Source organism: Nocardia aurantiaca (genome assembly GCF_009708175.1).
Classification (GTDB): Bacteria; Actinomycetota; Actinomycetes; order Mycobacteriales; family Mycobacteriaceae; genus Nocardia; species Nocardia aurantiaca.
Genome location: NZ_WMBB01000002.1, coordinates 484218 through 498917, shown reverse-complemented (window position 1 = coordinate 498917; position 14700 = coordinate 484218). Strand labels below are relative to the sequence as shown.

Genomic DNA, 14700 nt, shown 5'->3' with positions numbered 1-14700 from the left:
CATCGGCGTGTCGTCGAATTCGCATCCGGATCCGTCCGCAGTCCGCTATGACGGGCCGTGGACCCATCGGGACGTGCACGCCAACGGCATTCGTTTCCACGTGGTCGAGGCCGTGCCCGCCGGGACGGCCCACGCGGATCCGAGCACGCCGCTGGTGGTGCTGCTGCACGGCTTCGGCGACTTCTGGTGGTCGTGGCGCCACCAGTTGACCGGGCTGTCCGCGCGCGGCTTCCGCACCGTGGCGGTGGACCTGCGCGGCTACGGCGATACCGACAAGCCGCCCCGCGGCTACGACGGCTGGACCCTCGCCGGCGATGTCGCGGGTCTGATCCGCGCGCTGGGTCACGCCGAGGCGACCCTGGTCGGGCACGCCGAGGGCGGACTGGTGTGCTGGGCGACCGCGGTGCTGCATCCGCGCGTGGTGCGATCCATCGCCCTGATCAGCTCCCCGCATCCGGTGACCCTGAAGCGAACGGTGCTGCGCGACAAGCGGCAGCGCTCGGCCTGGCTGCCGAACTTCCTGCGTTATCAGGTGCCGCGGGCGCCGGAGGCCCGGCTCACTCGCGACGACGGCATCGAGATCGAACTGCTGCTGCGGGCCCGGGCGGGCGAACGCTGGTCGGCCACCGAGGAATTCACCGACACCGCCCGCCGCATGCGCACCGCCATCCGGATTCCCGGCGCGGCGCACTGTGCGCTGGAATACCAGCGCTGGGCCTTCCGTAGCCAGTGGCGGCCCGACGGCCGGCGTTTCATGTCCGCCATGAGCGAGCCGGTGCGGGTGCCCACGCTGGCCCTGTACGGCGACCAGGACCACTACATCCTGCCGGCCACCATTCGCCGCGGTCAGCAGCTCTCGCCGCAGCGCCGGGTGGTGGCCATCCCGGGCGCGGGTCACTATGCGCACCAGGAGAATCCGGAGCCGGTGACGGCGGAGATCGCCAAACTACTGGGCTGATGACGCTCGAACGAGAAACCGCCCCGGCGAATCATGGTCGCCGGGGCCGCTTTCCATTCCGCTCAGCTCAGCACGCAGTTGCCGGTGCCGACCACCGTCGACCGGCCTGCCGCCGAATTCAGTTCGGGGCGGACCTCGTCGAGGGTGAGCACATATCCGGTGTCGTCGTCGGTGACGGCCGCACCGAAGACCACGCCCAGGATCCGGCCGTCGGTGTCCACCAGCGGGCCGCCGGAGTTGCCGGCCCGGACTTGACCGCGAATGGTGTACACCTCGCGCTTGACGTCGGCATCGCGGTAGATGTTGGGGCCCTTGAGGTTCAAGGTCTCGCGCACGCGTGCCGCGCTGGCGGTGTAGCGCCCGCCGCCCGGATAGCCGAGCACGATGGAGCTCTCCCCCGACGAGGCGTCGGACGGGGCCAGTTCGAGCGGCTGGGCGTTCAGGCCCGGCACCGCGAGGATCGCCACATCCTTGGACGAGTCGAACAGCACCACGGTGGCGCTCAGCGGGCCACGCGCGGTATCCACGCTCACGCTGTTGGTGCCCGCCACCACGTGGGCATTGGTCATGATCCGCTCCGGCGCGACCACGAAGCCCGAGCCCTCCAGCTGCCGTTGGCAACTCGGCGCGATACCGCGGATGCGCAGCACGCTGCTCTGCAGCTGCTGGGCGACCGGCAGCTGCAGCACGCTGGGATCGGGCGGTTCCACGGCGGTGATCGGAACATGCCCGAACGGGCCGATGACGTCCGGCAGCCCGGAGGTGTTGAGCAGGTTGGAGAAGTCGGTCGGCACCCGCCGCAGCCAGTCCGGCGCGACATGGTCGACATTGCGCAGCACCTGGGAGTTGGTGACCGCGGCCGCGATTCCGGGCTGCGAGGAATTGGTCAGTGGCAACGCCAGCAGCCACGCGGTGGCCAGCACCGCCACCGCCTGCAGGCCCGCGCCGACCACGCTGTCCACACTGCGGGTGAACGGATCCCGCATGCCGCCTCGCGCGGCCCGCCCGAGCACCATGCCCGCGACCTCGCCGACGATCACCAGCGCAACGATGAGCAGCACGCCCACCAGCACCCGGGTGCGTCCCTCGCCGACGTGCTTGAGGATGTGCGGCGCGATCAGGATGCCCGCGACCGCGCCGAGGATGACGCCTAGGAAGGCCAGCGCCGAAGCGACCGCGCCCTGCCGCCACCCGGAGGTGGCGGCCAGCAGCGCCAGAATGATGATTCCGAGGTCGAGCCAGCCCGAGGCGCTCATAATGTCATCCCTACCGCGGCCAGTGAGGCCTGCAGATCACGTACATCGTGATGGTCCCATTCGTGTTCCCACCCGGACACGGCCAGCAGCCCGGCGAGCACCCCGGCGGTGAACCCCCACACCAGCATTCCGTCCACGGCGAACGCCGGGCCCATATAGCCCAGCGGATGTCGCACCACGAAACGGTTGGCCGGATCGATGAGGTCGGCCAGCGGCACCCGCGTCACACGGGCCGCCTCCGTCTCGCTCACCACCCCCACCTCGCCGGGGTCGCGCCAATAGGCGACCACCGGCGTCACATCGAACCGCGACGGCGGCACGAAGATCTTGGGCAACACCGCGATCGGCTCCACGCCCGCGGGGTCGAGCCCGGTCTCCTCGCGCGCCTCGCGCAGGGCGGTGCTGATCGGACCGTCGTCCTGCGGCTCCACGCCGCCACCCGGGAACGCCACCTGACCGCTGTGCTGTCGCAGGGTGGCGGCGCGCTGGGTGAGCAGCACATCGGCATCGGCCGGAAGCCCGCCCGGCGCACTCGAATCGGGCTCCGGGGAGCCGCCGAACAGCACGAGGACGGCCGCGTCCCGGGGCCGGGTCGCGGCGGCGACGAAGCGGCGCATGGCATTGCGCCGCAGCACCGGGTTCACGCCGGCGGGATCGGCCGGATCGTGCTCGGCCACACCGCGCAGCCACTGCGGAACTCCATTGCTGGACGCCTCGAGTCTCATCACCACACCCTTGCCGAAAAGCTCAACCGACCCGCCGCTTTCACGCCCTGACTCCTAATTCGGCCGCGACCGTGGCGGAAATGTCCTCGACGCTGGTGAAGGGGCGTACCACGACTTTCGCAACGGTGCCGTCGGCACGCAACAGCACCGAGATCGGCAGCACGGCCGGCGCGCCGACCGCCGTGCGGACCTTGGTATTCGGATCCTCGACCCCGGACAGATGGATGCCGAGCCCGGTCAGCCGAGACAGCGCCTTGGCGGTGCCGGCATCACTGTGCACGGCCAGCACCGTGAGCGCGCTGCCCGCCTGCTGCGAGAACTGTTGCAGCAGCGGCAGTTCCTCGGCGCACGGGCCACACCAGTACGCCCACAGGTTGAGCAGGGCGGGCTTCCCGGCCAGCGCCGAAACCAGATCCACGGGCTTGCCGTCGGCCAGGCAATTCAGCGCGATGCCGCGCAGCGGGCTGTCCCCGACGGGCGCACCGGTGGGCCGGGGGCAGGCCGCCAGCGCGGCCGCGGCCCGATCCGACTCGGCGACAGCCGGTTCGACCGGCCCCGCGGATGTGGTCGAGCCGGAGGCTGCGCTCTTGTCGTCGGAGCGGGTGAACTGCGGCCACAGCGCGACCGCCGCCGCAATAGCGACGATCACCGCCGCCAGCGCCCACCGCCACCTGGTGTTGCCCCGCGCCGACTCGGCGCTCACAGGCCCACCAGTTCGAGCAGATGATCTGCCTCCGGGCCCTTGACCAGCTTGGCGGCCTCGGTCGGATCGGTCGGTCCCGTGCCGAAGGACGGGCAGTCATTGGCCAGCAGGCAGGCGCCGCAGGCGGGCTTGCGGGAATGGCACACACGGCGGCCGTGGAAGATCACCCGGTGCGAGAGCATGGTCCAGTCCCGTCGCTCGATCAGCTCGCCGACGGCGTGCTCGATCTTGACCGGATCGGACTCCGTGGTCCAGCCCCAGCGCCGCACCAGCCGACTGAAATGGGTGTCGACGGTGATGCCCGGAACGCCGAAGGCATCGCCGAGGATGACATTCGCGGTCTTGCGCCCGATGCCGGGCAGAGTGACGAGTTGGTCGAGAGAGCCCGGGAGCTCGCCGTCGAAGCGCTCCACGAGTTCCTGGCCCAACCGGATGAGGGAATTGGCCTTGTTGCGGTAGAAGCCGGTCGGCCGGATGTACTCCTCGAGCTCGGCGCGATCGGCCTGCGCGTAATCACGTGCGCCGCGGTACTTCGCGAACATCGCCGGTGTGGTCTGGTTCACGCGCGTATCGGTGCACTGCGCGGAAAGAATTGTGGCGACAGCCAATTCGAGGGGTGTGGTGAAATCCAGCTCACAGTGCGCGTCGGGGAACTCGATGGTCATTTCCCGGTACATGCGCCGGGCCCGGCGGACCAGGCCGATCCGAGTCTCTTTGTCGCGCTTGCGCGCTTTGGCCGGACGCGAAAAGCGTGGCGCATCCGAGACATCGACCGGTGACCCGCCGGAAGCCGCCGAGACGTCCGAATTATCCGGGTCTGCCCCGCTCACGGCCGCGTTGGATTCAAAGACACGCACGCGTCCACCTTACGGAACCACCCCTGTCCCACAACCGGGCCGAGTACCCGCCGTGTTCCATCTGAGACCTTCGGCGTGTTTACTGCTGCCTATGCAAGGACTCGCTGTGGTGCTGTTTCCGATAGCGCTGATGCTGTTCGCGTTGGTGATGGAACGGGTCGAGAATCGACTCCGCAAGCTTCTCGAGCCTGACCCGGAGGTCCAGCAGTATCTCGATCGAGCCACGAATGCCGAGGTCAGTGATCTGACCAAACTGGGTTTGCCGGCTGCGGCGGCGCGTCCGCGCCGAGCCCGGCCCGCAGCCAAGGGAATGGACGTCGCACAGGCCAGTTGATCGCTCGGGTCGGTGGTCGGGTGGTCCGGTGGCTTTGGCTCCGGACCACTTTTTACGAACTTCATGACGCCGGTCTCACGGCGTGTCGTAGATTACTTGTGAAGCGTGTCGCGAAACCGTCGTTGTGTGTCGCGTACTGAGGCCCCGCGTGTCTGAGAATGAGCTCGGCGCGTGGTGTCTATCACTACCCGGCGGTATTGCAAAGTAGACTGCACTGTCGGCCGAGTCGTTTCGGTCCAGGACAGAGCCATTTCCCATAAGGAGCACATTCGTGGACGAGGCCCTCGCCAGAGCAGGCATCTTCCAAGGCGTCGAGCCCACCGCGGTGGCGGCTCTCGCCAAACAGTTGCAGCCCGTTGACTTCCCGCGCGGCCACGTGATCTTCAACGAGGGCGAGCCCGGCGACCGGTTGTACATCATCACCTCGGGCAAGGTGAAGATCGGCCGCCGTTCCCCCGACGGTCGCGAGAACCTGCTGACGATCATGGGTCCGTCGGACATGTTCGGTGAGCTGTCGATCTTCGACCCGGGTCCGCGCACCTCGACGGCCACCACCGTCACCGAGGTCCGCGCGGTCACCATGGACCGCGACGCTCTGAAGGCGTGGATCGACCAGCGCCCCGAGATCGCCGAGCAACTGCTCCGGGTGCTCGCCCGCCGCCTGCGCCGCACCAACAACAACTTGGCCGACCTGATCTTCACCGATGTTCCGGGTCGCGTCGCCAAGGCGCTGCTGCAGCTGGCCCAGCGCTTCGGCACCCAGGAGGCGGGCGCGCTGCGCGTGACCCATGACCTCACCCAGGAGGAGATCGCCCAGCTGGTCGGCGCCTCCCGCGAAACGGTGAACAAGGCACTGGCCGACTTCGCACACCGCGGCTGGCTGCGGCTGGAGGGCAAGAGCGTGCTGATCTCCGACTCGGAGCGCCTGGCCCGCCGCGCTCGCTAGGCAGCGACCGCACATACGACACGAGGCGTGTCGTCACCCCGGAGCGGTGACGACGCGCCTCGTCCCGTGTGTACGGAACCTGTGTCCGGTACCGAGGACTCTCGCGGGCTTCGCTGCGAAAGCCCTAGCCCCGGGAACGGATGTAGTCCAGTTGGGCCTCGACCGAACTCTGGGCGGCGGGCCAGAGGCGCTTGTCGACGTCGGCGTAGACCTCGGCGACGATGTGCGGCGCTTCGGCTTTCGGGCCGAGCTTCTCCAGGGCCGCGCGGACCTGGTTCAGCCGCTCCTGGCGGTGGGCGAGGTAGTAGCGGATGACCGGTTCGGCGTCGGCGTGGTCGGGGCCGTGCGCCGGGAGTAGCGTGCGGCCCGGGGCGACCGCCATGAGCCTGTCCAGGGAGTCCAGGTAGGCGGCGAGGGCGCCGTCCCAGGATTCCAAGACGGTCGTACCACTTCCGAGCACCGTGTCACCGGTGAGCAGGGCCTGCTCACCGTCCGGGCCGTCGAGCAGGAAGCTGTGCGAGTCCTCGGTGTGCCCGGCGGTGGCGAGCACCGTGATGCGCAATCCGGCGACCTCGATGACCTCGCCGTCGGTCAGATGGGCGCCTCGACCGCGCAGGAATTCGGAATCCTTGGCGCGCACCGGAGTTCCGGTGGCCTCGACCAGGTGATCGATACCGCCGGTGTGGTCGTGGTGCTTGTGGGTGATGAGCGTGAGGGCGATATTTCCGCCGGTCTCATGCACCAGTGCCTCGGTGTGCTTGCGATCCTCCGGGCCCGGGTCCACCACAACGTATTCCGTGGCACCGGGAGCGCGCAGCAACCAGGTGTTGGTGCCCTGCAACGTCATTCCGCTGGGGTTGTCGGCCAGCACGACCGCGGCGGACGGCGTCACTTGCCGCAGTTGCTCGTATGCGGGATGGGTGAGCGTCATACATTCGTCCTAATGCACCGAGCGCGGTGCGTCCAGAGTTGAACGCACCGCGCATAAGTCTTGTGCCGCAACGCTTTCGCGCTAGCGAACCTCGGCGATGAGTTCGACTTCGACCGGGGTGTTCTTGGGCAGTTCGGAGGTGCCGACCGCGGAGCGGGCGTGCACACCGGCCTCGCCGAGCACCTCGCCGAGTAGCTCCGAGGCGCCATTGATGACCAGCGGCTGATCGTTGAAGCCAGGTGCGGAGGCCACGAAACCCACCACCTTGACGATGCGCACCACATTGTCGAGCCCGACCAGATCATGCACGACCGCAAGCGCATTGAGCGCCGCCAGCTTGGCCATCTCGGCGCCCTGCTCGATGGTGAGCTCGGCGCCGACCTTTCCGGTGAGCGGGAGCTGCCCGTTCACGAAGGGCAGCTGGCCGGAGGTGTAGACGTAGTTCCCGGTGCGGACGCCCGCCACGTACACCGCGACCGGCGGCGGAGCGGGCGGCAGCTCGAGGCCGAGCTTCTTCAGGTTCTCCGCCCAGGCCATCAGCTCTTCCTCCGCTTCAGGTAGGCGACATGCTGCTCACCGGTGGGCCCCGGAAGTACCGTGACGAGTTCCCAGCCATCGGAACCCCACTGGTCCAGAATGGCCTTGGTGGCATGGGTCAGCAGCGGCACCGTCGCGTACTCCCACACGGTCAGTTCACTCATGGGCCGAGTTTAATTCGCCCCTCCACCTCGCTCCGGGGCGGGTTCGCGGCCGAGGCGCAGGTCTATGGAGCCGGAATCTCGGCTTTCCCTCCTCCGCTCCCCAAGGCGCAGGTATATGGAGCCCTTCGCTCCCCTCGCTGCAGGGCGGAGGTCTGTCAAGCTGCGGTCCAGGCCGAGGCGGACCACAAACTAAAAGTGGTGTATCAGACAGTATGTCGTGCCTCTGGGCAGATATCCGGAACGAGTTATAGGCTCGCGGGCGTGGGAGTACCGATAGCAGTGCCCGTTTCGGTTGAGCCGGGGGTCGAAGTAGGTTGGCCGGAGCGAGCGAACAAGGCCCGCCTGCACTACGTTTCCGGGAAGGGTGGCACCGGGAAGTCGACGGTCGCCGCCGCGCTGGCGCTGGCACTCGCCGCCGGGGGACGCCGGGTGCTGCTGGTCGAGGTCGAGGCCAGACAGTCCATTGCCCAGCTGTTCGATCTGCCGCCGTTGCCGCCCACCGAGACCCGTATCGCCACCGCGGACGGCGGCGGCGAGGTGGTGGCCCTGGCCCTCGATGTCGAGCACGCGTTCCTCGAGTACCTCGACATGTTCTACAACCTGGGCTTCGCCGGTCGCGCCATGCACCGGGTGGGCGCCATCGAGTTCGTCACCACCATCGCGCCGGGCCTGCGCGACGTGATTCTCACCGGCAAGATCAAGGAATGCGCGGTGCGCGCGGACAAGTCGGGCAAGCCGGTTTACGACGAGATCGTCATCGACGCGCCCCCGACCGGTCGCATCGCCAGCTTCCTGGACGTCACCCAGGCCATGGTCGAGATCGCCGGCGGCGGTCCCATCGCCTCCCAGGCCGAGGGCGTGTCCAAGCTGCTGCACTCCGAGCAGACCATGATCCACCTGGTCACGCTGCTGGAGGCGCTGCCGGTGCAGGAAACCGCCGACGCCGTCGCCGAACTCACCGCCAATGACCTGAATATCGGCACGGTCATCGTAAATCGCGCGAGCGAGGGCTACCTGCCGCGCCCGGTGCGCGAACGGGCCGCCCAGGGCGAGGTCGACATCGACGCGCTGAAGGCCGGGCTGGCCGAGGCCGGGATCAGCTTGTCCGAGGCCGATTTCCAGGGCCTGGTCGCCGAGGCGGTGGAGCATTCCGCCCGGCTGGCCGCCCAGGACGAGAGCGCGGCCGAGCTGTCCCAGCTCGATATCTCACGGCTGTACCTGCCCTCGCTGACCGACGGCATGGATCTGGGCGGACTCTACGAGCTGGCCGAAGTCTTGAGCGCGCAGGGGGTTCGCTAGTCATGATCGTTCCGGCAGGCACTGTGCCCCTGGATATTTCGAAGATCATCGCAGACCCGTCGGCCCGCATCGTGGTGTGCTGCGGCTCCGGCGGCGTGGGCAAGACCACGACGGCCGCCGCCATCGCGCTGCGCGCCGCCGAGGAGGGTCGCAAGGTCGTGGTGCTGACCATCGACCCCGCGCGCCGGCTGGCCCAGTCGCTGGGCGTCAGCGACCTCGGAAACGTCCCGCAGAAGGTGGAACTCGGCCCGGAGGCCAAGGGCGAGCTGTTCGCCATGATGCTGAATATGCGCCGCACCTTCGACGAGATGGTGCTCGAGCACACCAGTCCGGACAAGGCCGAGCAGATCTTCGCCAACCCGATCTATCAGACCGTCGCGTCCTCCTTCGGTGGCACCCAGGAGTACATGGCGATGGAGAAGCTGGGACAGCTGGCCTCCAAGCGCCAGTGGGACCTGATCGTGGTCGACACCCCGCCTTCCCGTAATGCCCTGGACTTCCTGGACGCGCCCAAGCGGCTGGGCAACTTCCTCAACGGCAAGATGATCCGCGTCATCATGGCCCCGGGCCGCGGGGTCGGGAAGTTCGTGGCCGGTGCCATGAGCCTGGCGCTGCGCGGCGTCTCGACCATCGTCGGCGGCCAATTGCTCAAAGACGCCAGTGTCTTCTTGCAGTCGCTGGAATCCATGTTCGGCGGCTTCCAGGATCGCGCCGACCGCACCTACGCCATGCTGTCGCGACCGGGCACCCACTTCCTGGTGGTGGCCGCGGCCGAACCGGACGCGTTGCGTGAGGCGAGCTTCTTCGTGGATCGGCTCTCGACCGACAAGATGCCGCTGGCGGGCCTGGTGCTGAACCGCACGCATCCGGTGCTGAGTTCACTGTCCGCTGAGCAGGCGCAGGTCGCCGCGGACCGGCTGGCCCCGCAGACCGCGACCAATGGCGCGACGCCGGAACCCGAGGCGGACACCCCGGAGGCCCTGACCGCCGCGGTGCTGCGCATTCACGCCCACCGAGCCGCCACCGCCAAGCGGGAACAGCATCTGCTGCACCGGTTCACGGGCGCGCACCCGAGCGTCCCGATTGTGGCAGTCACCGCACTGCCGTTCGAGGTCGCCGACCTGGAAGCGCTGCGCGCGGTGGGTGATCAACTGGTCGAGGCCGGCACTGCCCGATCCGCCTGACCAGGCTCTTCCCGATCCGCCCGATCAGGTGGCGCCGAGTCCGCCTGGCAGAGCCAAGGCTTTCGACCCTTTGGTTTGAAATGCCCGATCCGACCCCGGACACGGATCGAGCCCGCTTTCGCGGGCTCGATCCGTTCTGCTTATAGGGGGGATCTCGGTAAGGGATACTCGATTACATCGCTACTTTCTGGGACCGCTGGGCGCGGAAGAAGTCGGCCCAACTCGTCACCTCCGGATGCTGTTTGAGCAGCGCGCGGCGCTGCCGCTCGGTCATGCCGCCCCACACTCCGAACTCGACACGATTGTCCAGGGCATCCGCCCCGCACTCCATCAGGACCGGGCAGTGCCGGCAGATGGTTGCCGCTTTGCGCTGCGCTGCGCCTCGCACGAACAGCTGGTCGGGATCCACTTCCTTGCATCGGGCCTGGGAAACCCAGGCGATTCTCGCTTCGGCCTGCTCCACGTCCAATCGAGCGATCGGGGTAGTCATGTGCATTTGGTGTGCCCCTTTGCAGTCCGAACACCGGGTCACGGCGCTCCAGAATCGCGTGTACAGCGCGCAGCTACCCAACCCCACTGCGTCCTGCACCACATTCCACTTTGAGTGTTAGCTCTATCACACTGGGTTCTCAATCTAGGTAAAGGTGTGCGGCCTGCGCAAGACCGTCCCGAGATTTTCTGGTACGTCCGTCCATGCATTCGTTGCATTGAACCGGGCAGTCCGTCTCTTTTGGGACGAATGGACACCCCACGGCGGGCGAACACCGAGTGCCCGCAAGGCCAATTAGGCTAGGGCCCGTGCCGATCACACGAACGCTCTGGAGACTGGCAGGCGCGTGCGTCTTGGCCGCCGTGTTGCTCGCCGGGTTGCTGTTCCCGCTCGCCGGTGGCTTCGGGTTCATCTCCAACCGAGCCGCGGATGCCGTCGACAATGTGTCCGCCGAACTGGTCGAGGGTACCGTTCCGGCGGTCTCGACCATGGTGGACGCGAATGGGACACCTTTCGCATGGCTGTACGAGCAACGCCGCTTCGAGGTCCCCAGCGACAAGATCTCCAATGACATGAAGCTGTCCCTGGTCTCGGTGGAGGACAAGCGTTTCGCCGACCACCACGGTGTGGACTGGCAGGGCACTTTTCGCGCCTTCCTGACCAATACCTCGGGCGGCCAGGTCTCGCAGGGTGGCTCCACCATCGACCAGCAGTACGTGAAGAACTACCTACTGCTCGTGGTGGCCAAGACCGACGCCGAACGCCGGGCCGCCATCGAGACCACCCCCGCCCGCAAGATCCGCGAGATCCGCATGGCGCTGACGCTGGACAAGCGACTCACCAAGGACGAGATCCTCACCAGGTATCTCAACCTGGTGCCGTTCGGCAACGGCGCCTACGGCATCCAGGACGCCGCCCAGACCTACTTCGGCGTCGACGCCAAGGATCTGAACGTGGTGCAGTCGGCCATGCTGGCCGGCATGGTGCAGTCCAGCTCCAAGCTGAACCCCTATACCAACCCGCAGGGTGTGCTGGAGCGCCGGAACACCGTGCTGGACACCCTGATCCAGAACGTACCCAACCGCGCCGACGAATACCGCAAGGCCAAGGAAGCGCCCCTGGGCGTACTGCCCGAGCCCAAGGGCCTGCCGCGCGGCTGCATCGCCGCCAATGACCGTGGCTTCTTCTGCGACTACGCCATGCAGTACCTGAACAACGCGGGCATCAGTCGCGATCAGCTCGAGAAGGGCGGCTACCTGATTCGCACCACCCTGGACCCGGCGGTCCAGGACCAGGTGCGCGACTCGCTGGCCGCCAACACCAACCCGAATCTGGACGACATCGCCGAGGTCATGAATATCGTGGCGCCCGGCCAGGATTCGCATCCGCTGCTGGCCATGGGCTCGAGCCGCGTCTACGGTCTGGACGCCAACGCGCATCAGACCGTGCAGCCGCAGCCGTACTCGATGGTCGGTGACGGCGCGGGCTCGATCTTCAAGATCTTCACCACGGCCGCGGCCATGGAGAAGGGCCTGGGCATCAATGCCACGCTGGACGTTCCGTCGTTCTTCTCGGCCAAGGGCATGGGTAATTCCGGGACGCCGGGCTGCCCGCCGGAGACCTACTGCGTGAAGAACGCGGGCGCCTACAAGGGCTCGATGTCGGTGACCGAGGCGCTGGCGACCTCGCCGAACACGGCCTTCGTCAAACTGATCCAGGCCGTCGGCGTGGCCCCGACCGTGGATATGGCGGTCCGCCTGGGCATGCGCTCCTACACCCAGCCCGGCACCTCCGGCCACGGCAACCAGAGCCTTGCCGACATGGTCAAGGACCAGAACCTGGGTTCGTTCACCCTGGGACCGGTGGCGATCAACCCGCTGGAGTTGTCGAATGTGGCCGCCACGCTGGCCTCCAACGGCAAGTGGTGCCCGCCCACGCCGATCAAGGAAGTGGTGGACCGCAACGGCAAGTCGGTGCCGCTGACCCAGCAGGCATGTGAGCAGGTGGTGGATCCAGGTTTGGCCAATACCCTCGCCAACGCCCTGAGCCAGGACGTGGTGAGCGGTACCGCAGCCGGTTCGGCGCACGCTGTGGGCTGGAACATCCCGACCTCGGCCAAGACGGGTACCACGGAGAGCCACCGGTCCTCGGCCTTCCTGGCGTTCACCAATTCCTTCGCCGGGTCCGCCTACATCTACGGCGACAGCCCGACGCCGGGTGAGATCTGCTCGTTCCCGCTGCGCAGCTGCGGCAGCGGAAACCTGTACGGCGGTAACGAACCCGCCCGCACCTATCTGGGCGCGATGAAGAACGTGCTCGACAAGTTCCCGCCCGCGGCGCTGCCTCCGCTGGACGACAAGTACGTCCGCGGCTCGAACAATTCGCAGATCCCGGACGTGATCGGCATGACCCAGGCGGAGGCCACCTCCATGCTGGTGGGAGCGGGCTTCCAGGTGTCGGTGACCACCCAGCCGGGCGCGGCCAAAGGGACGGTCATGAACGTCTCGCCGAACGGGTCGGCCATTCCGGGCTCGGTGATCACGATCTACGTGAGTGACGGCAGTCAGATACCGGTGCCCACGCCCAACGCACCGCCGTCGCTGCCGGGATTGCCGAACATCACCATCCCGCAGCTACCGCCGATCCCGATTCCCATCCCGATTCCGCGGTAACCCACAACGAAGGTCCGGAGTGATTCGTTCACTCCGGACCTTCGCATTGAGGGACACAGCGTATTAAAAGGACACCGTCTACAGCCGGGACTTGACCGCCGCCGAGATCCGCGACCCGTCGGCCCGCCCGGCCGCCAGCGCGGTCGCGACCTTCATGACCTGCCCCATCTGCTTCATGCCGGGACGCACCCCCAACTGCTCGGCGACGTCGGCGATGGCGGTGTCGGCGATGTCGCCCACCTCGGCGTCGGTGAGCTGGGTGGGCAGGTACTCGTCGATGATCGACTCCTCGGCGCGCTCGTTGGCGGCCAGTTCACCGCGCCCGGCCTGCTCGTAGACGACGGCGGCCTCGTTGCGCTTCTTCGCCTCCTTCTGCAGGACCGCGATGATCTCCTGGTCGGAAAGCTCACGGGCCTCGGGACCGGCGACCTCCGCGTTCTGAATCGCGGACAACAGCATCCGCAGGGTGGCCAGCCGCAGTGTGTCCTTGCTCTTCATCGCGGTGGTCATGTCCGCCCGCAGCGTGGATTTGAGTTCCGACATGAGCGACACGGTACGAGGGACTTCTATCGTGGTCCAGCTCATTTGACTCGATGTTTTTCCGCCGGGTCGCCTATTCTGGGCAAATGCCCGTCTTCTCGACCTCCGCCCTCACCCGTGCCGCACTCGGAGCCGCCGGGGCCGCGGTCGCCGGAATCGGATACGCGACCCTCATCGAGCGCAACGCCTTCACGCTGCGCGAGGCGACGCTGCCGGTGCTGGAACCGGGCAAACCCTCACTACGGGTGCTGCACATCAGCGACCTGCACATGATGCCCGGCCAGCAGTTGAAGCAGGCCTGGCTGCGGGAGCTGGACCGGCTGGAGCCGGACCTGGTGGTGAACACCGGGGACAACCTCTCGCACCTGAAGGCGGTGCCGTCGGTGGTGCAGTCGCTGGGCGGATTGCTCGCGCGCCCCGGCATTTTCGTGTTCGGCTCGAACGACTACTTCGCGCCGGTGCCGAAGAACCCGCTCAAGTACTTCAAGAAGGATCACAAGCGCGTCTACGGCGAACCGCTGCCCTGGCAGGACTTGCGGGCGGCGTTCACCGAGCGGGGCTGGCTGGATCTGACGCATGTGCGCCGCGATATCGAGGTCGCCGGGGTGAAGATCTCGACCGCGGGCGTGGATGATCCGCACCTGCAGCGCGACCGCTACGAGACCATCGCGGGTGCGCCGAATCCGCTGGCGGACCTGAGCATCGGGCTCACCCACTCGCCGGAGCCGCGGGTGCTGGACCGGTTCGCGGCCGACGGCTACGACCTGGTGATGGCGGGCCACACCCACGGCGGGCAGCTGTGCGTGCCGGGCTTCGGCGCGCTGGTGACCAACTGCGGAATCGACCGGGCGCGGGTGAAGGGTCCCTCGCGTTGGGGCGCGCACACCCAGCTGCACGTGTCGGCGGGTCTGGGCACCTCGCCCTGGGCTCCGTACCGTTTCTGCTGCCGCCCGGAGGCGACGCTGCTGACGCTGGTCGGCGCGCCGCCGAAGAAGCCGGCCGCCGAGTCGGGGCGCGGCCGTACCGCGTCCTCGGAGGCTGTCGCGCGGTGAGCGCCCGCCGCGATATACAGCGCGGTATGTAGTTGTCAGTCAGGGGGCCAAC

The 14700-nt window shown here is 67.6% G+C and carries 16 protein-coding genes; 7 read left to right on the top strand and 9 right to left on the bottom strand.

All coding sequences use genetic code 11. The features are described from left to right. Positions 1-7 precede the first annotated feature (7 nt). Entirely contained in the window at positions 8-958 is a 951-nt protein-coding gene (locus tag GLP40_RS05570; protein ID WP_328289724.1) for an alpha/beta fold hydrolase, read from the top strand. A gap of 62 nt (positions 959-1020) precedes the next feature. Here GLP40_RS05570 and GLP40_RS05565 read toward each other — a convergent pair whose 3' ends face one another. Genes GLP40_RS05565 through nth form a run of 4 tightly spaced genes read right to left on the bottom strand, consistent with a single transcriptional unit; the run spans position 1021 to position 4346 of the window. Next, entirely contained in the window at positions 1021-2214 is a 1194-nt protein-coding gene (locus GLP40_RS05565; protein WP_154786695.1) for a MarP family serine protease, read from the bottom strand. After that, positions 2211-2939: an NUDIX hydrolase gene (locus GLP40_RS05560; RefSeq protein ID WP_154786694.1), complete on the bottom strand. Its 729-nt coding sequence runs from the start codon at positions 2937-2939 to the stop codon at positions 2211-2213. The genes GLP40_RS05565 and GLP40_RS05560 overlap by 4 nt, the downstream gene beginning before the upstream one ends. A 40-nt stretch (positions 2940-2979) precedes the next feature. Continuing rightward, positions 2980-3642 carry a TlpA family protein disulfide reductase gene (locus GLP40_RS05555; protein ID WP_328289723.1) on the bottom strand — a complete coding sequence of 221 codons (663 nt, stop codon included), beginning with the start codon at positions 3640-3642 and terminating at the stop codon, positions 2980-2982. Continuing rightward, positions 3639-4346, bottom strand: a complete 708-nt coding sequence (nth, locus tag GLP40_RS05550) for an endonuclease III (RefSeq protein WP_328289774.1) — start codon at positions 4344-4346, stop codon at positions 3639-3641. Before nth ends, GLP40_RS05555 begins: the two co-directional genes overlap by 4 nt. 259 nt (positions 4347-4605) lie before the next feature. On the opposite strand from nth, the gene GLP40_RS05545 reads away from it, so the two are divergent. After that, complete coding sequence (locus GLP40_RS05545; RefSeq protein WP_081986109.1) at positions 4606-4833, top strand: hypothetical protein; 228 nt, start codon at positions 4606-4608, stop codon at positions 4831-4833. Positions 4834-5104: 271 nt separating this feature from the next. Next, on the top strand, positions 5105-5779 hold the full coding sequence (locus GLP40_RS05540; protein WP_019044571.1) for a Crp/Fnr family transcriptional regulator: 675 nt from the start codon (positions 5105-5107) through the stop codon (positions 5777-5779). A gap of 124 nt (positions 5780-5903) precedes the next feature. On the opposite strand, the gene GLP40_RS05535 is transcribed toward GLP40_RS05540, so the two are convergent. The 3 genes from GLP40_RS05535 to GLP40_RS05525 form a co-directional block, all read right to left on the bottom strand. Beyond that, positions 5904-6710, bottom strand: a complete 807-nt coding sequence (locus tag GLP40_RS05535; protein ID WP_154786692.1) for an MBL fold metallo-hydrolase — start codon at positions 6708-6710, stop codon at positions 5904-5906. An 81-nt stretch (positions 6711-6791) separates the two neighbouring features. Continuing rightward, positions 6792-7247 carry a RidA family protein gene (locus GLP40_RS05530; RefSeq protein WP_154786691.1) on the bottom strand — a complete coding sequence of 152 codons (456 nt, stop codon included), beginning with the start codon at positions 7245-7247 and terminating at the stop codon, positions 6792-6794. Continuing rightward, positions 7247-7411 carry a DUF4177 domain-containing protein gene (locus GLP40_RS05525; protein ID WP_154786690.1) on the bottom strand — a complete coding sequence of 55 codons (165 nt, stop codon included), beginning with the start codon at positions 7409-7411 and terminating at the stop codon, positions 7247-7249. Before GLP40_RS05525 ends, GLP40_RS05530 begins: the two co-directional genes overlap by 1 nt. A 279-nt stretch (positions 7412-7690) precedes the next feature. On the opposite strand from GLP40_RS05525, the gene GLP40_RS05520 reads away from it, so the two are divergent. Together GLP40_RS05520 and GLP40_RS05515 are read left to right on the top strand one after the other, a co-directional pair. Further along, positions 7691-8710: an ArsA family ATPase gene (locus GLP40_RS05520; RefSeq protein ID WP_328289722.1), complete on the top strand. Its 1020-nt coding sequence runs from the start codon at positions 7691-7693 to the stop codon at positions 8708-8710. Positions 8711-8712: 2 nt separating this feature from the next. After that, positions 8713-9894, top strand: coding sequence for an ArsA family ATPase (locus tag GLP40_RS05515; RefSeq protein ID WP_154786689.1), 1182 nt, complete (start codon positions 8713-8715; stop codon positions 9892-9894). Positions 9895-10066: 172 nt separating this feature from the next. On the opposite strand, the gene GLP40_RS05510 is transcribed toward GLP40_RS05515, so the two are convergent. Continuing rightward, positions 10067-10390 (bottom strand): WhiB family transcriptional regulator, encoded by a 324-nt coding sequence (locus GLP40_RS05510; protein WP_154786688.1) that lies wholly within the window; start codon positions 10388-10390, stop codon positions 10067-10069. Positions 10391-10692: 302 nt separating this feature from the next. Between GLP40_RS05510 and GLP40_RS05505 the strand changes: the two genes are divergently transcribed. After that, positions 10693-13056, top strand: coding sequence for a penicillin-binding protein (locus GLP40_RS05505; RefSeq protein WP_328289721.1), 2364 nt, complete (start codon positions 10693-10695; stop codon positions 13054-13056). Positions 13057-13134: 78 nt separating this feature from the next. Here GLP40_RS05505 and GLP40_RS05500 read toward each other — a convergent pair whose 3' ends face one another. Beyond that, positions 13135-13599: a GatB/YqeY domain-containing protein gene (locus GLP40_RS05500; protein WP_154786687.1), complete on the bottom strand. Its 465-nt coding sequence runs from the start codon at positions 13597-13599 to the stop codon at positions 13135-13137. Between the two features lie 83 nt (positions 13600-13682). Here GLP40_RS05500 and GLP40_RS05495 point away from each other — a divergent pair, with 83 nt between their 5' ends. Further along, the gene (locus GLP40_RS05495) at positions 13683-14648 is read left to right on the top strand and encodes a metallophosphoesterase (protein ID WP_154786686.1); all 966 of its coding nucleotides are present in this window, start codon (positions 13683-13685) and stop codon (positions 14646-14648) included. Positions 14649-14700 lie beyond the last annotated feature (52 nt).